The sequence below is a fragment of the Aeromonas sp. R9-2 genome (assembly GCF_040908025.1).
GTDB lineage: Bacteria > Pseudomonadota > Gammaproteobacteria > Enterobacterales > Aeromonadaceae > Aeromonas > Aeromonas veronii.
The window spans coordinates 340,985-361,258 of record NZ_JBFOCX010000020.1 but is presented as its reverse complement, the minus strand read 5'-3'; the positions used below and the strand labels follow the sequence as shown (position 1 = coordinate 361,258).

The window sequence follows — 20,274 nt, the reverse complement described above, 5'->3', positions numbered from 1 at the left end:
GGCCTCCTCACCGATGACGGGGCATGGCGACATGCCCCTCATTCCCGGTAGCAATATGAACGAGAACCCGACAATGACCACAAATGTGACCCGAATCGCTGCCCTCATCATGGCAACCCTGGCGGCTGGCCCCCTGTCTGCCACCACCTCGCCCCTGATATTCAATGACACGACACCGCAAAGCGATCTGGCGGGTAGCCTGGCTGCCAGCGTGCAGTTTGTCCAGAGCCAGATCCTGCCTTCCCATCCCAAGGAGGGGGATCGCCACCCCATCCTGACCAGCCTGCGCAAGAGCCTGCTGCTGGTGAAACCACTCCAGGCCGATGGGGTGACCCCCATAACGGTGGAGGCCCGTGACGGCAGCGGCAAGCTGCTGGGCACCCTGACCTTGTCGCCGCCATCGGCGCTGCCAGAGACTGTCTACCACCTCGCGGGAGCTCCTGCCGGGGGAGTGAGTTTCATCCCGGAGAGCGGCACCACTGCCGTCATCAGCAGCAGTGCTGATTTGGCCAAACTGAGCGACAAGAGCGGCGCCTTCCTCAAGGATCGGCTGACCGGGCGTGCGCTGGTGGAGATCCAGACCGCCGACGGCCGCTGGGTTCGGGATATCTACCTGCCCGTGAGCCCGGAGCTGGAGGGCAAGATGGTGCGGATCAGTTCCAGCGCCGGTTATAACTCGACAGCCTTCTATGGTGAGCGACAGGTGACCGTCTCCCGTGGCCAGACCCTGCAGTTCAAGTTTGCCAATGGGCAGTGGTTCCGCGAGGGGGAGCTGGAGAACAACCGCATCACCTATGCAGCGGATACCTGGAGTGGCGAGCTGCCTGCCGAGTGGATCCAGCCCGGACTGAACCTCTCCGTTCGTCAGGGAAATCTCAGTGGTGAACTGCGTGACATCAAGGTCGGCGCCCCCGGCGAGCTGCTGCTGCACACCATCGACATCGGCATGCTCACCACGCCACGGGATCGCTTTGCCTTTGCCAATGACAAGGAGGCCCATCGCGAATACTTCCAGACCATTCCGGCCAGCCGGATGATTGTCAGTCAGTATGCACCGCTCTCCCTGCCTGAGGTGATGCTGCCCAACGGCACCTTGCTGACCGACTTTGACCCGAGCGAAGGGGGCTGGCATGGCGGCACCATGCGTCAGCGCATCGGCAAGGAGCTTATCTCCCACGGTATCGACAATGCCAACTACGGCATCAACAGCAGTGCCGGTGAAGGGGAGGGAAGCCATCCCTTTGTTGCGGCCCAGCTTACGGCGCACAACAGTCGCGGCAAGTATGCCAATGGAGTTCAGGTGCACGGAGGTTCCGGTGGCGGTGGCATCGTCACGCTGGATGATTCGCTGGGCAACGAGTTCAGCCACGAAGTGGGCCATAACTTCGGCCTTGGCCACTATGTGGATGGTTTCCGCGGCTCGGTTCATCGCAGTGCCGATCAGCTCAACTCCAGCTGGGGCTGGGACAGTGACAAACACCGTTTCATCCCCAACTTCTCGCCGACCCGCACCAATGAGGATGCCTGTCTGGATGACCAGTGCCAGCCACCGTTCGATGGCCGCAAGTTTGGCCACGATGCGATGGCGGGCGGCCGCCCCCTCTCCGGTGCCAACCGTTTCACCCTCTATACCCCCAATTCCGCCGCCATCATTCAGCGCTTCCTGGAGAGCAAGGCCGTGTTCGATGCCAACTCGGCCACCGGCTTTAGCAAGTGGAACAGTGCGACGGCCAGGATGGAGCCCTATCAGCACACAATCGAGGGGATCGAGAAGGTCGATGCCCCCATGGATGCCCTGAGCGAGGCAGGACTGAGTGCCCTGCTGGCGGATTACGGCTTGGTCAGGGTCGCCATGTGGGATGGTCGCTGGACCCGTGATATCCGGGTGCCGATTGCCTCTGCGGACAACCGTGGGCGCAGTCTGACCATCGATCACGGGGCCGGTTACAACAGCCACCTTTTTATCAACGGCAAGGATATCCTGGTGAGCAGGGGCTTCAAGAAGAGCTTCACCTCGGATGGCCAGAGCTGGGTGGAGGTCTCCCCTATCGATACCAAGGTTGCGCGCAAGCCCGAGCAGTTCGGCGTGCCGGTGACCACCCTGGTGGGCTATTACGATCCGCAAGGAGCCCTGCGCAGCTATATCTATCCGGCACTGCACGGCGCCTACGGCTTCACCTATCCGGATGACAGCCGCACCCTGTCCGGCAATGACTGCCAGTTGCAGGTGGAGACCCGCGATGGTCTGCAGCGCTTCAGGCTGGCCAATCACCGGGCGGCGAGCAGCGTCATGAACAAGTTCCACATCAACCTGCCCACCGCCAGCGAGCCCGGTCGCGCCACCATCCAGTGCCGTGGCCAGACACTGGTACAGCAGAGCTTGTTGCCATCGCAGCAGACCCTCTCCTTTACCGTCAACGGGCGGCCGCTGGAGCAGGGCGTGGTGGAGAACCAGCCTCCGGTGGTGACCGTGCCGGCGCAGCTTGGCGGCATCGGCGGTGAGTGGCTGACCATCACTGCCGAGGCGAGCGATCCCGAGGGGGATGCGCTGAGCTACCGCTGGCACTTCCCAGCTGGCTGGCAGGCGGACGGCGAGACCAGTGCCAACCTGCGTCTGTTACCGCCAGTTGTCACCACCAGCGAGCAGCATGAGCTGAGTGTGAGCGTCTCGGATGGGGTACATCAGAGCGAAGGGCGCGTCGTGCTGACGCTGGAGCCCGTGGTCGACGGCTCTTGCAACACCACAGATCCGGAAGCGGCGAATGTTCCCGCATGGCAGGCCAGCAAGGTCTACAACGGCGGTGACAAGGTGAGCCACAACCAGCTGGTATGGCGTGCCAAGTACTGGACTCAGGGCAATGAATCGGGCCGCGCCGCCGATCAGTGGGCGCTGGCGAGTCAGGTTGAGCTGGGCTGGAGCGCGACCGTTGCCTACAACGGCGGGGAGCTGACCAACCACAACGGCCGTCAGTGGAAGGCCAAGTGGTGGACTCAAGGCAATGAGCCGGGCAAGCACGATGTCTGGCTGGATGTCGGGGCGGCAAGCTGCCCCTAGGTTGAGTCCATGATGAAGATGGCGGAGTCTGTTCAGGCGGGCTCCGCCTTTTGCCACAAAACCATAGAGAGCAACAATAATGAAAAAAAACCGCATCACCCTTCTGCTTGCCAGCATGATGCTGAGCGGCCACCTGTGGGCGGCCGAGGCATATGACATCAACAAATCCTATCCGGGCGGCAGCCAGGTCAATTACAACGGCCAGGTTTTTGAGGCCAAGTGGTGGGTCAACCCGGGTCAGACTCCGGGCATGGCGGCCGCCAATGAGTGGGATACCCCGTGGAAGCTTGTCGGCGAAGGGGAAGTGACCCCGCCGGATACCGGTGGCGATGACAAGCCCAATCCGCCGACGCCAACTCCGCCGGATGGCAGCACTACCCCCGTCTATATGAGTCAGGCCGAGCTGGATGCCAAAGAGAAGGCGCTGACCGACTTCCCGGCGATGGAAGCGGTCAAGGCTTCCATCGCTACCCGGGACAATCTGGTGGTCGAGGCGGTGCAGCCGGGCCGTGCCGACAACCCGGGCAACGTCAAGCGGGTCGAAACCCTGCTGAGCGAGAGCCAGTTCAACTACCTGTTCCCGCTGCGCGCCCCCGAGTACACCTATCGCGGCCTGTTGCAGGCGGCGGCCAAGTTCCCGGCCCTGTGCAGCGACTATAGCGATGGCCGCGATGCCGATGCCATCTGCCGCAAGACCCTGGCGACCATGTTCGCCCACTTCGCCCAAGAGACTGGCGGCCATGAAAACTGGCGCCCGGAAGCCGAGTGGCGTCAGGCGCTGGTCTACGTGCGCGAGATGGGATGGAATGAGACCATGCGCGGCGGTTACAACGCCGAGTGCCGTCCCGATGTGTGGCAGGGTCAGCAGTGGCCGTGCGGTACGTTCGACAATGGCGAGTTCAAGAGCTACTTTGGCCGCGGCGCCAAACAGCTCTCCTACAACTACAACTACGGCCCCTTCTCCGAGGCGATGTTCGGTACGGTGCGCACCCTGCTCGACCGCCCCGATCTGGTGGCCGACACCTGGCTGAACCTCGCTAGCGCGGTGTTCTTCTATACCTATCCGCAGCCGCCCAAGCCCTCCATGCTCCACGTCATCGATGGCACCTGGCAGCCGAATGACCATGACAAGCAGAACGGTCTGGTGCCGGGCTTCGGGGTCACCACCCAGATCATCAACGGTGGGGTGGAGTGCGGCGGCCCGATCGAGCACGCCCAGTCCCAGAATCGCATCAACTACTACCGCGAGTTTGCCAACTACCTCGGGGTAGCGGTGCCATCCGATGAGGTGCTGGGTTGCAAGAACATGAAGGTGTTTGACGACAAGGGCGCCGGTGCCTTGCCCATCTATTGGGAGCAGGACTGGAGCTATGTGGCAGAGAACCCCAACGGCGGCAAGAGTTACGCGTGCAAACTGGTGGGCTACCAGACCCGCTTCAGCGCCTTCAAGGAGGGGGATTACAGCCGCTGCGTTCAGCACTTCTATCCGGAGGTGGTGATCGAGGATAACGGCGGTGGCACCAACCTGCCGCCGGTGGCCAATATCACTGGCCCGGCGCAGGCCGAAGGTGGCAGCAAGGTGACTCTCTCTGGCCAGCACTCCAGCGATCCGGAAGGCAAGCCGCTCTCCTATGCCTGGACTATCCCGACTGGAGCCTCTGCCCCGGCACTGGATCAGGTCACTCTGGAGTTGACTCTGCCCAAGCCCGCCAGCGATACCAAGCTGGAGATCAAACTGACGGTCACAGACGAAGGTAATCTGAGCCGCAGTACCACCCATAGCCTGCTGGTGAAAGGAGAGGAGGGGGGCGTAACGCCGCCTGACTATCCGGCCTATAAAGAGGGGGCTCCCTACAAGGCAGGCGAGCGGGTCAGCAACGGCGGTGCCAGCTACGAGTGCAAACCGCACCCCTACACCGGCTGGTGTGCCGGTGCCGCCTGGGCCTATGAGCCGGGCAAGGGTACGGCCTGGGCCGATGCCTGGATCAAGCTCTGAGCCGTTTCAGGGTTACAAGGCTTACCGATTAGCCAGCGCACTATCTGGTGTAATCACAGTCTGGAGCAATAAAGGATGGGGCCTGCGGGCCCCATTCTTGTTTGGTGGAGTTCAGGTTTGGCCGTGGAACATCTGGCCCGGACAGGACAGCGCCTCGAAAGGGCTGTGTGATGATGTGTGTTGTTTTTTTATTACATTTTCCGTGAAAGGCTTTCAGCAATTACTTGCCGTAGCGGAAGTAGTATTCACGGGTGGAGGGGGCATAGGCATCTTTCTCTACAACGCCGTTCTTGGTGGTTGCACCGCGCAGGTGGAACAGGACTGCCAGATTCTCAAACATGGTTTACCTCATCGCTCTGTCATTTATGGTTATGGTGTGTGACCTGGGTCACGGTTTGATCCTATGGTCATTTGTGAGCCAGATCAACTTTCTGTGTTGTAAATTTACAAAAATCATGGAAAGGGTTTTCAAATGCAATGCCCTTTATGGAAAGGCTTTCCCGAGGTGACGGGGGAGAAGCTGATTACCAGCCAGCATAGAGAGGTCTGAGAGCGGGGGGCGTTGCACGGGGAAAGAGGCTTGCTGCACGGCCTCTCCTTTATAGGTGCTTGAGCCGATTTGTGACATAAAACAGAGAGATAGCACGCGCCTTGCTGGTAAAAACAGCGAACTGCTGCAATTTTGACTAAACGAATCAGTCGCGGTTATTTTAGGGTTGACAGCAAAGCGGGTGATGCCTATCATGCGCCTCCGTTGCCGGAGATAACTTCGTCAGCGCCGAGGTGAGTTGGGGTTATAGCTCAGCTGGGAGAGCGCTTGCATGGCATGCAAGAGGTCCGCGGTTCGATCCCGCGTAGCTCCACCAAATTCTCCTCGAACAATCTGGAATCAAAGGGGTTATAGCTCAGCTGGGAGAGCGCTTGCATGGCATGCAAGAGGTCCGCGGTTCGATCCCGCGTAGCTCCACCAGGTTCCTGATTGACATGAAGTGCCCAGGGCAGTGTGGTGTGTATCACCCAAGCCGACCTTTGTGGGGTTATAGCTCAGCTGGGAGAGCGCTTGCATGGCATGCAAGAGGTCCGCGGTTCGATCCCGCGTAGCTCCACCATTATTTAGGATGAATGGCCGCCAGAACCATTCATTCAGTACCGAATTTGGGGTTATAGCTCAGCTGGGAGAGCGCTTGCATGGCATGCAAGAGGTCCGCGGTTCGATCCCGCGTAGCTCCACCAAATTCAGAGTGACTGCCGGTCATTCACATAAATCGGGGTTATAGCTCAGCTGGGAGAGCGCTTGCATGGCATGCAAGAGGTCCGCGGTTCGATCCCGCGTAGCTCCACCAAATTCTTGTTACAAGAAACAAAAAGGCCACCGCATCGCGGTGGCCTTTTTGTTTTCTCCATCATTTATTTTCTCCATACGTCCGCACCTTTCATTTGTAAATCCAATGACCTGAATGAAAAAGCCCGCGAGACTCGCGGGCTTTGCTTGCACTATTCAGATACGCCAGTGGTTAACGGCGACGTCGCCAGGCCAGTGGCAACAGGGCCAGCAGGCCGAGTCCCAGAGCACCACCGCCTGAGGAGGTGTCCGGTTTGGTGGCATCGCTCTCCAGTCTCAGGTCGACGATGATGGGGTCATGGTCGGAGGCACTGAAGGGGTTGTCAGACTTGAGCAATGTGCCGGTGTACTGGCTGCCGTATTCGAACAGGGAGCTCTCGAAGGAGTTGATGTGCCAGTCGGCGACACCAGCCACCTTGCTGGCCAGCGCCGGGTTGGCGAGGGCATAGTCCAGGGTGCCCAGCTCCCCGTCGTAGCTGTAGGAGATGGCTTTCTCCTTGTTGAATTTGACGTTGAGATCGATCAGGCCGTAGCTGCGAGTCACTTCGCGACCGAGCTGTTCATAGGACTGCTCACCGATAAAGGTGTGAGAGGCCGATACGATCTTCCGCTCGCTGGTGGCCGGGTTGTAGTCGGTCAGCACCCGGATCGGATCTTCCTTGGCGTAGGAGTTGAAGTCGCCAACCAGCAGCACCTGGCCCGGCAGTTTGCTGACCGCCTCACCCAGCACCTTGGCGGCAGAGACCCGGAACTCGGTGCACTTGCCCTGCAGGTCGGCCGGTTCTGTCTTGCCATCGCCATTTTCGTAGCAGCCTGACCCCTTGGATTTGAGGTGGTTGACCACCAGCGTCAGCGGCTCCTTGCTCTTGGCGAGGGTGAAGGTCTGAACCAGCGAGTCGCGCTGACCGGCTGTCTTGGCCACACCACCAGTGGTGTAGCGCTGCTCCGGCAGCTTGATGACGCTGGCATCTCCGCTGGGGGTGAGCATGGCAGGACGGTAGATCATCGCCACCATGATGGCGTCGCCGCCGAAGAACTTGCCATCGGTAAGGGCAGTGACCGGCAGACGTACATAGGCGTAGTGTTTGCTCGCATCCTTCTGCTGTTCGTTGAGGCGGGTCACCAGATTGTGGAGGGCCGAGTTATCCTCGAAGCCGTTGTTCTCCATCTCCATCAGGCCAAGCAGATCGGCATCCATTGCGGTAATGGCATTGACGATCTTGGTGCGCTGCTTCTCGAACTCGGGCTGGCTCTTGGCACCCCGGTTGCAACCTTTGGCGTTGTCGGCATCCGCCTGATCCTTGCACAGGATATTGAGTGCGCCGCCGATGCTGGAGTGACTGGTGAAGTAGTTGAGCACGTTGAAGCTGCCGATCCGAAGATCGCTGCCAGCGAGGCGAGCCGGCGCGTCTTGACGATCCTCTTCAGGGCTACGCAGCAGGGCGCCGGCAGTCAGGGTGATATCGCTCGGTACTACCAGACGGAACGCATCCTTGTTATAGACGATTACCCCCTCCAGCCCGGTCAGTTGATCACCGATGCGCAGATATCCCTGATCGGCATCCCAGCTCGGGAACCAGGGCAGTACGCCATCCGGTGCTTTGTAATCAGACTCAACTACCAGACGGTTGCTGCCATTTTTGGTGGCCAGTGCGACAGCGTCCGCACTGCTGGCAACATGAAGTTGGGTCGGTTTGATCAGCGGGGTTTTGTGGGCCAACTCTACGTTGTTGCGATAGACCTTGTAGTCGAAGCCGTAGTTGCGGGTCAGGTGCAGGTCACTGCTGCTGTCGAGACGTACCCGCATCCCTTCGTGGCGATTGAGCGCTTGCGCCAGCGTCTCCCCTTCATTGACCTGCAGTACGCTGGTCGGCACATTCAGCCCTTGTGCGGTGACTTGCAAGTGGGCTTTTTTGGTGGCCTTGTCGACTAACGGGGTCAGCTGGGTGCCGCCGTAAAACTCTTGCACTTGTGCTTCCAGACAGACTTCGCTCCCCGGTTTGATGTCTTTATATTTGGTCGCGAAGTCCTTGTCGTTCAGATAGACAAAGATGCCATCAGAGGTGGCCGGATTGCCATCGCCCACCGGGTCGGTCAGATAGAAACCCTTGGTCAGGCTTTGGCCCAGCGTCGTCACGATACCGCGAACGTTGAAGGTGCCCGTGCTGATTTTACCGGTCACATTGCCGTTCTTGTCGGTCACGGTCTGGGTGGCCAGCGCGCTGGCGGAGCCTGTGCCCTGAATGGTCGGGATGGGAGTGAGTTGAGCCGGATCGGACGGGCAGACAAATGCCGCATGGGCGCCTGAGGATGCAAGTGCCAGCCCCACGGCCAGCGACAGCAGGGTACGAGTACCTTTCATAGGTGTTCCTTTTTTATTTTTGCCAGTGATTCCATAGCCTTGGCTCGTTGACCAAGGGCGCGCATTGTCACATTTCTGGCATGTCATACCAGTGAGCCAACGCACATTAAACGAATCTGGGAAGGTGTGGGAAAGCGTTTTTATGATCCCAATAACGATATGATTTTTTTGATAATTCAATCAATTTTAACCCTGTGATCATGACGCTTTCGTGGCAGGGGATAATTCTCTTTGAGAATAAAGATTGAGGGGATCTTGTCGCCTTCCTATACTGGGTTCGTTCCTCACGGAACCCAGGTAAAGGGCAAACCGGCAGTGATGCCGGGGCGCAATGCTTCCGGTCTCGATCGTGGATCCAGATAGCGGGGTTTCCCTGGGTGAGGGGTGGTTTTTGTGGCAGGTCCATTGCCAGTTGTCTGCGCCCATCATGCAGGTTGCGATTGTTCTTTGCCTTGGTGACCAATGCCAAGACAAAACAAGGAAGATAACAATATGCAACAGCTCTTCAGACCCAGCAGGCTTGCCATGCTGGTCGCCCTTGCGGCTGCGCCCGCCTGGGCTCAGGCCGCTTATCCTGCCTATAAATCCGGTACTGCCTACAAGGCTGGCGATATCGTCAGCAACGTCGGTGCCCTCTACGAGTGCAAAGAATTTCCCTATTCAGGCTGGTGCGGGGCATCCCCCTATCACTATGAGCCGGGTGTCGGTGTGGTCTGGGCAGATGCCTGGAAGCCCTATGGTGGCGAGGTGCCTCCTCCTGCACTCGGCGTAGCCGTCAGCTCACCGGCTACCGGTTCCAGTTTTAATGAAGGAGCCAGCGTGGCGCTGGCAGTGACCCTGAGTGGCCCGGTGACGGCGTTGGCCCGGGTGGAATATCTTGTCGACGGCAAGCTGGTTGCCACGGCGAGCGCCTCGCCCTGGAGTGCCAGCTGGAGCGCCGCCGGAGTGGGAGGCCATACCCTCAAGGCACGGGCGCTGGATAAAGACGGCAAGGTGCTGAGCGAGGCGGATTCCAGCTTCAACGTCGCCGCCGTGGTCGCGCCAGAGGCGCCCAAGGCGAGCATCAGCAGCCCGGCCAATGGGGTCAAGGTGACGCTGGGTCGCAGTGTGGCGGTGAGCGGCAACGTCACAGATGCCAACAACGATGTGACCAAAGTCGAGCTCTATGTCGACGGCAAGAAGGTGGGCGAAGATACCACTGCCCCCTGGCAGGTGAATTGGACACCGGATGCCAAAGGCAGTGCCGCCCTCAAGCTGGTGGCCACTGACAAGAGCAATCTGAGCGGTGAGTCGGCGGCGGTGACCGTCAATGTCGAGGAGGCCGCGCTGCCGCCCACCGGTGGCAACCTCTCTTGTGACATTCGCCAGATCTATCGTCCGGATGGTTACGAGTGCATGGGGGATGACCATGCCCGTCGGGTTATCGGCTACTTCACCTCCTGGCGCACCGGCAAGAACGGCCTGCCCGCCTATCTGGTGAGCGATATTCCATGGAACAAGATCACCCACATCAACTACGCCTTCGCGGCGGTGGATGAGCAGAGCCACACCATCAAGGTGGACGATGCAGCCACCAAGATGACCTGGGATGGCGTGCCGGGTGCCGAGATGGATCCTGAATTTGCCTACAAGGGCCACTTCAACCTGCTGTCGAAGTACAAGAAGCAGTATCCGGACGTGAAGACCCTCATCTCGGTCGGGGGCTGGGCCGATACGCGCGGTTTCTACACTGCCACTACCAAGGGTGACTGCTCGGTCAATACTGCAGGTATCAACACCCTGGCTGACTCGGCGGTGAGCTTTATCCGCCAGTACGGTTTTGACGGGGTCGATATCGACTACGAATACCCCACCTCGATGAAGGATGCGGGCAACCCCAATGATTTCCCGCTCTCCAACCAGTGCCGGGCCAAGCTGTTTGCCAATTACGAGGTGCTGATGAAGACCTTGCGGGCGCGGCTCGACAACGCTGGTAACGAAGATGGCCGCAAGTATATGCTGACCATCGCCTCACCGGCTTCTGCCTATCTGCTGCGCGGGATGGAGAACTTCCAGGTCACCCAGTACCTCGATTACGTCAACCTGATGACCTATGACTTCCACGGTGCCTGGAACCACTTTGTCGGTCACAACGCGGCCCTGTTCGACAACAATGCCGACCCCGAGCTCTCCCACTGGGGCGTCTATACCCAGACCCAGTTTGGCGGCATCGGCTATCTGAATGCGGCCTGGTCTGCTCACTACTTCCGCGGCGCCCTGGCGGCCGGCAAGATCAACGTGGGTGTGCCCTATTACACCCGCGGTTGGCAGGGGGTGAGCGGCGGTACCCACGGCCTGGGCGGCAAGGCGGCCTTGCCGAGCCAGAACGAGTGCCAGCCGGGCACAGGTGGCAGCACCATTCCGTGCGGCAACGGGGCGGTCGGCATCGACAACATCTGGCATGATCTCGACAAGAACGGCAAGGAGATCGGCGGTGGCGCCGTGCCCATGTGGCATGCCAAGAACCTGGAGAATGCGGCCAGCCTCGGCATCACCACATTGCCAAGTTATGGCACTGCCTGGGGTCTGGATCCCAACAATCCGGCTCACGTGATGCAGGGCAAGTATGTGCGTTACTACGATGACAAGGCCCACGCGCCCTGGCTGTGGAACGAAGAGAAGAAGGTGTTCCTCTCAACCGAAGATGAAGAGTCCATGGGCCACAAGCTGGACTACATCATCAAGCGCGGTCTGGGTGGCGTGATGTTCTGGGAGATGGCGGGTGACTACGCCTTCGATCCGGCCAAGAACGAGTACGGCATGGGCAGCACCCTGACCACCCTGGCTTACGAGAAGTTTGCCAAGGCAACTCCGTACAACACCAAGCAAAACGATCTGGCCGCGCCGAGCGCCCAGCTCGACATCCAGGTCAGCCTCTCCGGCTTCAAGGAAGGGGACTCCAACTACCCGATCAACCCGAAACTCAAGCTGGTCAACAAGTCGACCCAGACCATTCCGGGCGGCGCGCGCATCGAGTTTCTGGTGCCCACTTCCACCTCTGACACCATCACGGATCAGAGTGGCATGGGGCTGAAAGTGGTGGAGAGCGGTGGCAACGACAATTCGGAAGGCATTGCCAATGAGAAGGACTTCCACAAGGTCGCCATGAACCTGCCGGGTTGGCAGACTCTGGCACCGGGGGCCGAGATTGAAGTCGCCATGACCTACTACCTGCCCGCCGCTGGCGTGCCGAGCGGTATGCGCATCATCAGCGGCAGCCAGACCATTGGTCTCAAGGCCGAGTTCCCGACCCTGCCGGAGGCCGTGCTGGGTTCGGGTGGCGGCGAGAATCCGGGCACCAGCTGCAGCAGCCAGAACGTCAATCCGGCGGCCTACAAGGCCTATCCGAGCTGGCCGCAGGGGGATCATGCCAATGGCGGCGATCGCATCACCCATAACAAGGCCGTGTGGCAGGCGAACTGGTGGACCAGCAGCGAGCCCAAGGCAACCGATGGCAGCTGGAAGTCTGTCTGTAGCTATTGATTTTAAAATCAATGAGATAAGTGAGGCTTCGGCCTCACTTTTTTTGTCTGGTTGGTCGCTCTGGTTGAAAATGCGCCTGCCTTTCCTGGCGGGCAGCCTCTATAATAGAGTCGATTAATAATCAGATGGATATCAGCGTATGGCGAGTATATTGGATTCCGTTGATCAACGAACTCAACTGGTGGGTGAAAACCGCCTCGAGTTGTTGATGTTTCGTCTCGGCACCCGTCAGATGTTCGCCATCAACGTCTTCAAGGTACGGGAAGTGGTCAAGTTGCCCCATCTGAGCAAGATGCCGGGCTCCCATCACAATATCAGCGGGGTAGCCAATATCCGCGGTACCTCGATCCCGGTGATCAACCTGCGCAGCGCCATCGGTATGCGCCCCATGCCCATCGACAGTGAATCCAACCTCATCATCACCGAGTACAACCGCACCATTCAGGGCTTTCTGGTGGGGCAGGTGGCCAACATCGTCAACATGACCTGGAAGGATATCCTGCCGCCACCGCGCTCTGCCGGGCGTGCCAACTACCTCACCGCCATCACCCGCATTCCCGAAGATGGAGTGGATCAGATCGTCGAGATCATCGATGTGGAGAAGGTGCTGGCGGAGATCATCACCTATGACATCCGCATCTCCGAGGAGGTGCTGGATCGGGAGATCCTGCCCGAGATGCATGGCCGCAAGGTGCTGATCGTCGATGATTCCAGCACCGCCCGCAATCTGGTGCGCGAGACCCTGGGCCAGCTTGGGCTTGAGGTGATCGAGTGTCAGGATGGTTTGCAGGCGCTGACCCTGCTCAAGGGGTGGTGCGATGCTGGCAAGAAGGTGACCGATGAGATCCTGCTGATGATCACCGATGCCGAAATGCCGGAGATGGACGGCTACCGCCTGACCCACGAGGTACGCAGCGATCCGCGTATGTCTGACCTCTTTATCACCCTCAATACCTCCCTGAGCGGCAACTTCAACGAAGCCATGGTCAAGAAGGTGGGGTGCGACCGCTTTATCTCCAAATTCCAGCCCGACTTGCTGGTCGGCGTGGCCCAGGAGCGGCTGCGTCAGGTGCTGGAAAGCTGAGAAGTTGCCTGCCGGTTATGCTAAATCAATAACAACACATCCCGCTTCGGCGGGATGTGTTGTTATTGGGTATTGGCGATGGATTGGTTGGATCAAGGTGCCACGCAGAGATCGTCGACCACTCAAAACAACCGATTTTGGCGGGATATTTTGTTATGGGATATTGGCGATAGACGGCGGGCTTATTGGCTGAGCAGCGGCTCCATAAAGCGGGCGACTTTATCGCGGATTTGGGGCTGGGCCGCCGGGGTGGGATGAATACCATCGTTCATCATAAGTTCAGGGCGCAGCGCAATATCATCCATAAAGAAGGGCAGCAGGGGCAGATCGTTAGCTTGGGCCAACTCGGGAAAGATCTGTTCGAACTGGCGCAGATAGCGGGCACCGTAGTTGCGGGGCAGCTGGATTTGGGTCAACACCACACGGGTCTGCTGCTCCTTGGCTAGCGCGATCATGCTGGCCAGATTCTGGCGGGTAATGGTCGGTGCGAAGCCGCGCAGGCCATCGTTGCCTCCCAGTTCGATCAGCAGCCAGTCCGGCTTGTGCTCCTTCAGCAGAGCGGGCAGACGGGCCAGCGCCCCCTGGGTCGTTTCACCGCTGATGCTGGCATTGAGCAGGGTGTGTTTGCCCCCCTCTTCCTGCCATTTCTGGTTGAGCAGGGCAGGCCAGCTCTGCTCAACCTGCATTTGATAGCCGGCGCTCAGGCTGTCTCCCAGCACCAGCAGGGTCTGGGCCTGAGTCGACGAGAGCAGGCTGCCGAGGCCAACGAACAAGGCAAACAGAATACGCACCATCAATTCAACTCCCGCTGTGGATTGTCATCAAGGGATTGGAACAAAGGATACAGAGCATGAGTTCAACCCCCATTATTGTCGTCAAGGGCCTCGGCAAATCGGTTCGCCTCGGCCAGGAAAGCCTCACCATCCTTGAAGGGATCGATCTGCAAGTCAATAGCGGCGAGACGGTGGCGCTGGTCGGCGCCTCCGGCTCCGGCAAGTCCACTCTGCTGGGGCTGCTGGCCGGGCTCGATCTGCCGAGTCAGGGAGATATCGAAATCCTCGGCAAATCCCTTGGCGAGCTGGATGAGGAGGGGCGGGCCCGATTGCGCGCCGAGCAGATCGGCTTTGTGTTCCAGTCGTTCCTGCTGCTCCCGACCATGACGGCGCTCGAGAATGTGATGCTGCCCGCTGAGCTGCGCGGGGAGCGGGATTGCGAACCAAGAGCCCGCGAGCTGCTGGCCGCGGTCGGGCTTGGCGAGCGGTTGCACCATCTGCCGCCACGGCTCTCCGGCGGTGAGCAGCAGCGGGTGGCCATCGCCCGCGCCTTTATGACCCGTCCAAGCCTGCTGCTGGCGGACGAGCCGACCGGCAACCTCGACAGCAAGACCGGCGAGAAGGTTATCGAGCTGCTGTTTGAACTCAATCGCAAGCACGGCACTACGCTAGTGGTCGTGACTCATGACCATCAGCTGGCCGAACGCTGCCAGCGGCAAGTGGTCATGACGGCGGGCAGACTGGATCGCGAGGTGGCCCATGGTGTGGTGTAACGGGGTGAGCTGCGGATCAGGCGGGAGATGCAAGGGATGATGCAGTGGCGATTGGGATGGCGACTGCTTCGCCGGGAAGGTTTCAGCGGCGAGCTGCGCTGGTTTGTGCTGGCGCTAGCGCTTAGCGTGGCGTGTGTCTTGAGTGTGGCATTGGTGGCGGATCGGCTCGATGCCGGACTCAAGGCGTCGGGCCGCGACTTTATCGGAGCGGATCGGGTGCTGCGCACCGCGGCCGCTCTGCCGGATGGCTGGCTTGCTCGAGCGAAACAGGATGGCTTGGCGGTGCAGACCACCGTCAGCTTCAACAGCATGCTGTTTCACGGTGATGCGCTGCAGCTTGCCTCCATTCGGGCCGTGCCCGATGGTTTTCCCTTCTACGGCAAGCTCACTCTGGAACCTGCCCGCGCCCCAGCTCCCGGCGAGGTCTGGCTCTCCGCCCGGGTGATGCAGCTGCTCAAGGCCAAAACGGGGGATAAGCTGGAGGTGGGCAATACGGTGCTCAAGGTGGCAGGCCTGCTTGGCGAGGAGCCGGATCAGGGCTTCAGCCCCTTCCTGCTGGCGCCGCGTGCGCTGATCCACAGTGCCGATATCGAGGCGACCGGCGCCCTGCTCCCCGGCAGCCGCCAGCAGTGGCTCTATCTGTTCAAGGGGCCGCGAGAGTCGCTGGCCCGTTACGAGCAATGGCTGCTGCCGCAATTGCAGGCCGGACAGAAGTGGATCAAACCGGATGACAGCGAATCCCAAGTGGGCCGCTCGTTGGCCAATGCCGAACGTTTCTTCCGGCTCGCCTCGCTAAGCGGGGTGTTGCTGGGGGCGTTGGCGATGGGGATTGCGGTGCGCCACTTTGCCGAGCGCCAGACCAATATGGTAGCGCTGCTCAAGACCCTGGGGGCATCTCGTCGCTCGCTCTGGCAACTGATGGGAACCCTGCTGCTGTCGCTGACGCTGATTGGTGCGTTGCTGGGTCTGGTGGCGGGCACAGCCATGCAGTGGATCACCTTGCAACTGCTGGGGAACCTGCTGCCGCCGGATCTGCCGCCCCCCTCCTGGCGCCCCTTTGCGCTGGGGGTGGCGGTGGCGCTCTTTATCACCCTGCTGCTCGCTTTTGTGCCCTTCTTGCGGCTGCTGAAAGTGCCGCCGCTGCGGGTATTGCGCCGGGAGCTGGAGGCGGGTATTCCCCCCTGGCTGGCCCTGCCGGTCGGCCTGCTCGGGCTGTTTGCGCTGGTCTGGGGCTTTACCGCCGATGTGCGGCTGGCGCTGGGTCTGGTGGGTGGCATGGGCTTGCTGATGGGGCTGTTGGCCCTGCTGGCAGCCCTGATGTTGCGGTTGGGGGCAAGAGTGAGCGGGCCTCATGCCTTGCGGCTGGCTCTGGCCCACCTGTCGCGCGAGCGCAGCAGTGGCCTGTTTCAGCTGGCGGGCTTTGCGCTGGCATTGATGCTCTTTGGCTTGCTCTGGGCGGCCCGGGTCGATCTGCTGGATGAGTTTTCGGCCCGTCTCCCGGTTGATGCGCCCAACCGTTTTCTGGTCAATGTGGCCGAGAACGAGCGGGAGGGGATCCTGAGCGAGCTGGCGGCAGCCGGGGCCAATACTTCCGACTTCTACCCCATGGTGCGCGGCAGGCTGACCCATATCGCCGGTGAGGCGGTGGGCGAGGGGGCCAGTAGTGGCCGCGAGGGGGTCGATCGGGAGCTCAACTTCACTACCACGGCAACCCTGCCAATCGACAACAAGCTGGTGGCCGGGAAGTGGCTTGCCGGGCCCGGCGAGGTATCGGTGGATAGCGAGCTGGCCAAGCGACTCGATATCAAGCTGGGGGATATGCTCGCCTTTACCATCGAGGGGCGCAGCTTTGGCGCCAGGGTCACCAGTCTGCGCAGCATCAAGTGGGACAATATGCGTCCCAACTTCTACATGATCTTCTCCGAGGATCTGCTGGCACCCTTCTCCCGAACCTGGCTTGGTAGCTACCGGCTGCCCGAGGCGGGGCGCACTGCCGAGGTGGAGTTGATCCGCCGTCACCCCACGGTGAGCCTTATCGATGTGGATGACCTGATTGCGCGGCTTACTCAGGTATCGGAGCAGGTGAGCCGGGCGCTGGCGCTGATGCTGGGGCTGGTGACAGTGGCCGCACTGCTGGTGCTGCTGACCCAGACCCAGGCCAGCATGGCCCAGCGTCGACGAGAACTGCTGCTTATGCGCACCCTGGGTGCCAGCAGCGAACTGCTGAAAAAGATGCTGCGTTGGGAGCTGGTGGCCAGTGGTGCGCTGGCGGGGCTCTGTGCCGCCATGGTGGTGGAGCTCTGCTCCTTTGGCCTGCAGTGGTGGTGGTTCGAGGGGCAGTGGCAGTTCCACTGGGCCATCTGGCTCGGCCTGCCGACGCTGGGGGCCTTGCTGGTGACGCTGGCGGGGCAGGGGATGCAGCGCCAGCTGCTGGCTGGCACCCTGAGCGATCGGCTGCGGGGGCTGGGTCAGGGACTGTTGTAATCCCGCCAGCGCGAGCCGATGCACACAAGGTGCAATAGCGCAGCCACAATAAACAAGCAGCCCGGCCATTGGCCGGGCTGCTTGCTATGTGAGGTGCTGACGAGTAGACGCAGCGAGCGGGTGTGAGTTAGCGGGGCTCACGCAGCAGATTGGTGAGGGCGCTCGGCAGTTCGGGATAGCTGAAGTGAAAACCGGCCTGTTGCAGCCGCGCTGGTATCACCTTTTGTCCGGTCAGCAGCAGATCTGCCGCCTCCCCCATCACCAGTTGCAACAGCGGCGCCGGGACGAAGAAGATGTGCGGACGGTGCAGCGTGGTGGCAAGGGTCTGGCTGAACTCCCGGTTGCTGACCGGATGGGGCGCAGTACCGTTGAAGATGCCGCTGCACTCTTCGTGATCCAGCAAGAACAGCATGGCGCGTACCAGATCCTGCACATGGATCCAGCTCATCATTTGGCTGCCCGATCCCATGGGGCCGCCGAGTCCGAGTCGGTAGGGGGGGAGCATTTTGGGTAGGGCGCCGCCATCCATGCCAAGCACCAGCCCGATCCGCACGATACAGACCCGTGTCTGGCGGCTCTGGGCCTCCTGCGCCAGGGTCTCCCACTGCTGGCAGAGCTGGTGGGTGAATTCGTCGTTGGGAGAGCGGCACTGCTCGTCGAGGGTTTCGGTGCCCTGTCTGCCATACCAGCCGATGGCGGAGGCGTTGATCAGCACCTTGGGCGGCGTGCTGGATAGCTTGATGAGATCGACCAGTTGCTCGGTCAGTAGCCACCGGCTATCGCAGAGCAGCTGTTTGCGCGACTCGCTCCAGCGTCCGGCAGCGATGGGTTCACCGGCCAGATTGATCACCGCATCCACGTCATTGAGGTCATCAAGCCGGTCGAGGTTATCCAATACCTTGATATCGTGGCCGAGCAGGGAGTAAGCGCGGCTCCCCTGCCTGCTCAATACCACGACCTCGTGATTGACCTTGAGATGGGCAACCAGCTTGCGGCCGATAAAGCCGGTCCCTCCGGTTATAAGAATCTTCATCGCTGCACGCTCCTGCTGCCGTTTGCTCTACTCTAATGGCGTCGTCCTCCTGCAACAAGTGGACGAGTTTGGCATGTTTTATTCACTCGACTGGTTTTAACTCTATCCTCTTCTTACGACATATTGTTGAACAATAGTTTGAATTGATTGATTTTTGTTGGGTGGAGATTTGTTGAACAATCGCTATTATGGCGACCCTTTTCGCCTGTCCACCGAGGCTGTCACCCATTATCCGAGCATCAAAGAGGCCGCCATGCCATTTCGTCGTTTGAAACTTCGCCAGCTTTACTCGAGGATTCTGTTGGCGCTGCTGATGGGGGGCGGGATCCTGCTGCTGGGGGTTGTTGCCGTTATCTGGCAGACGGTGACGGAGATAGAGCGTGATGCCGATTCACGGTTGCAGCATGCCCGGATGATGTTTGATCGCACCATCGGCCATGCCCGGCAAGCGGCCATCAATGTGGAGGGGATGCTTGGTCACTCCTGCAAGGAGGCGGCACAACTGCTGCGCGAACAGGTTGCCACGGTGCCCGATGTCCGTTCCGCCAATCTGCCGTAGGCAGCCACATCTACTGCACCTCGCTCTATGGTGACTACGATGCCCCCTTCACTCTGAACAACTATGTGGATGGCAGGCTGCAACTGCTGCCAGGCAATGAGGTCACACCGGATCGCCCCTTGATCGTGCTGCGTCATGAAACGGACAAGGGGAGTGTGCTGATCGGTGTAGATGGCTACTACCTGCGCAATACCCTGGAGATCTCCAGCAAGAACTCCCCGATGGCTCTGGTGGTGGGGCAGAGGGCACTGTTTGGCTCAGGTCAGGTCGGGGCGGCGCCCTCTCCGACAGAAGAGGGTTATATTGCCCTCGCTTCGGCCGATTTCCCCTATCAGGTCGTCACCCGGGTCACGGTGCATGACTACTGGAGCCACGCATGGCGCTACTCCAGATATACCTTGTTCCTCTCTCCGTTGCTGGCGCTGCTGATTGGATTCGGTACCTTCAGGCTGATGGGGCGTAGCAGCTCACCAGCGGAGGAGCTCAAGCGGGCGTTGATCGAAGAGGAGTTTATCCCCTACCTGCAGCCGGTGGTCTCCGGTGAGGATGAGCAGTGGCGTGGCTGTGAGGTGCTGATGCGCTGGCAGCATCCCAAGCAAGGGATGATCTCGCCGGATCGCTTTATTCCGCTGGCGGAAGATAGCGGGCTGAGCGTGCCCATGACCAGTCTGTTGATGGCGCAGGTGCGCGATCACTTCTCCCCTTATGCCCGCAAGTTGCCGGCAAAGTTCCATTTTTGCTTCAATATCAGCGCCAAGCACTTTCAGGATCTCGACCTGTTGGCTGACTGCAAGGCCTTTCTCGACGCGTTTAAGGAGAATCCCGTAGATTTGGGGCTGGAGCTGACCGAGCGGGAGCTGCTGGTGGCCGATGAGACAACCGCCCGGATGTTTGCCGAATTGCGCAAACTGGGCGTGTTGATCTCTATCGATGATTTTGGCACCGGTCACTCCAGTCTCACCTATCTGCAACAGTTTCAGGTCGATGCAATCAAGATTGACCGGAGCTTTGTGGAGATGATCGGCACGGATGCACTCTCCAGCCATATCGTTGAAAACGTGATTGATCTGGCGAAGCGACTTGAATTGATCCTGATCGCGGAGGGGGTCGAGAAGCAGTCGCAGGCGGACTACCTGCGGGCGCGCCACGTTGACTATCTGCAAGGGTATCGTTACAGCCGCCCCATCCCGATGAAGCAGTTTTGCAAGACCCTGTTTGGCTGAACGGGTGAATGGGGAGCATGAAAAACCAGCGATCGCTCGCTGGTTTTTTGTTGATACCGTTTGGCTTG

At 60.1% G+C, this 20,274-nt stretch carries 11 protein-coding genes, 5 tRNA genes and 1 riboswitch; of the genes, 13 read left to right on the top strand and 3 right to left on the bottom strand.

Annotated elements, in window-relative coordinates; genetic code table 11:
* Positions 1-73 precede the first annotated feature (73 nt).
* The 7 genes from AB5Y71_RS07700 (at position 74) to AB5Y71_RS07670 (ending at position 6,394) form a co-directional block, all read left to right on the top strand.
* Positions 74-3,055: a M66 family metalloprotease gene (locus AB5Y71_RS07700; protein ID WP_368171316.1), complete on the top strand. Its 2,982-nt coding sequence runs from the start codon at positions 74-76 to the stop codon at positions 3,053-3,055.
* 79 nt (positions 3,056-3,134) lie between these two features.
* On the top strand, positions 3,135-5,051 hold the full coding sequence (locus AB5Y71_RS07695; RefSeq protein ID WP_368171315.1) for a glycoside hydrolase family 19 protein: 1,917 nt from the start codon (positions 3,135-3,137) through the stop codon (positions 5,049-5,051).
* Between the two features lie 790 nt (positions 5,052-5,841).
* Positions 5,842-5,917, top strand: a tRNA-Ala gene (locus AB5Y71_RS07690).
* Positions 5,918-5,945: 28 nt separating this feature from the next.
* Positions 5,946-6,021 (top strand) — tRNA-Ala (locus AB5Y71_RS07685).
* Between the two features lie 63 nt (positions 6,022-6,084).
* Positions 6,085-6,160 (top strand) — tRNA-Ala (locus AB5Y71_RS07680).
* 48 nt (positions 6,161-6,208) lie between these two features.
* A tRNA-Ala gene (locus AB5Y71_RS07675) sits at positions 6,209-6,284 on the top strand.
* A gap of 34 nt (positions 6,285-6,318) precedes the next feature.
* Positions 6,319-6,394 (top strand) — tRNA-Ala (locus AB5Y71_RS07670).
* Between the two features lie 171 nt (positions 6,395-6,565).
* On the opposite strand, the gene AB5Y71_RS07665 is transcribed toward AB5Y71_RS07670, so the two are convergent.
* The gene (locus AB5Y71_RS07665) at positions 6,566-8,755 is read right to left on the bottom strand and encodes an ExeM/NucH family extracellular endonuclease (RefSeq protein ID WP_368171314.1); all 2,190 of its coding nucleotides are present in this window, start codon (positions 8,753-8,755) and stop codon (positions 6,566-6,568) included.
* Positions 8,756-9,048: 293 nt separating this feature from the next.
* Positions 9,049-9,131: riboswitch (cyclic di-GMP riboswitch) on the top strand.
* A gap of 149 nt (positions 9,132-9,280) precedes the next feature.
* On the opposite strand from AB5Y71_RS07665, the gene AB5Y71_RS07660 reads away from it, so the two are divergent.
* Both AB5Y71_RS07660 and AB5Y71_RS07655 read left to right on the top strand, forming a co-directional pair.
* Positions 9,281-12,277: a glycosyl hydrolase family 18 protein gene (locus AB5Y71_RS07660; RefSeq protein WP_201942604.1), complete on the top strand. Its 2,997-nt coding sequence runs from the start codon at positions 9,281-9,283 to the stop codon at positions 12,275-12,277.
* Positions 12,278-12,416: 139 nt separating this feature from the next.
* Entirely contained in the window at positions 12,417-13,361 is a 945-nt protein-coding gene (locus tag AB5Y71_RS07655; RefSeq protein ID WP_005335238.1) for a chemotaxis protein CheV, read from the top strand.
* A gap of 182 nt (positions 13,362-13,543) precedes the next feature.
* On the opposite strand, the gene AB5Y71_RS07650 is transcribed toward AB5Y71_RS07655, so the two are convergent.
* Positions 13,544-14,155, bottom strand: a complete 612-nt coding sequence (locus tag AB5Y71_RS07650; protein WP_118854665.1) for an arylesterase — start codon at positions 14,153-14,155, stop codon at positions 13,544-13,546.
* A 56-nt stretch (positions 14,156-14,211) separates the two neighbouring features.
* Between AB5Y71_RS07650 and AB5Y71_RS07645 the strand changes: the two genes are divergently transcribed.
* Positions 14,212-14,907, top strand: coding sequence for an ABC transporter ATP-binding protein (locus AB5Y71_RS07645; protein WP_098970368.1), 696 nt, complete (start codon positions 14,212-14,214; stop codon positions 14,905-14,907).
* A 36-nt stretch (positions 14,908-14,943) separates the two neighbouring features.
* The gene (locus tag AB5Y71_RS07640) at positions 14,944-17,391 is read left to right on the top strand and encodes an ABC transporter permease (RefSeq protein ID WP_368171313.1); all 2,448 of its coding nucleotides are present in this window, start codon (positions 14,944-14,946) and stop codon (positions 17,389-17,391) included.
* Positions 17,392-17,518: 127 nt separating this feature from the next.
* Here the strand turns inward: AB5Y71_RS07640 and AB5Y71_RS07635 are convergent, their stop codons facing one another.
* A complete protein-coding gene (locus AB5Y71_RS07635; RefSeq protein WP_201942380.1) occupies positions 17,519-18,424 on the bottom strand; it encodes a TIGR01777 family oxidoreductase in 906 nt (301 codons plus the stop codon).
* 172 nt (positions 18,425-18,596) lie between these two features.
* Here AB5Y71_RS07635 and AB5Y71_RS07630 point away from each other — a divergent pair, with 172 nt between their 5' ends.
* Together AB5Y71_RS07630 and AB5Y71_RS07625 are read left to right on the top strand one after the other, a co-directional pair.
* Positions 18,597-18,983 carry a hypothetical protein gene (locus tag AB5Y71_RS07630; protein WP_368171312.1) on the top strand — a complete coding sequence of 129 codons (387 nt, stop codon included), beginning with the start codon at positions 18,597-18,599 and terminating at the stop codon, positions 18,981-18,983.
* Positions 18,908-20,206 carry an EAL domain-containing protein gene (locus tag AB5Y71_RS07625; protein ID WP_368171342.1) on the top strand — a complete coding sequence of 433 codons (1,299 nt, stop codon included), beginning with the start codon at positions 18,908-18,910 and terminating at the stop codon, positions 20,204-20,206. Before AB5Y71_RS07630 ends, AB5Y71_RS07625 begins: the two co-directional genes overlap by 76 nt.
* The last annotated feature ends 68 nt before the right edge of the window (positions 20,207-20,274 follow it).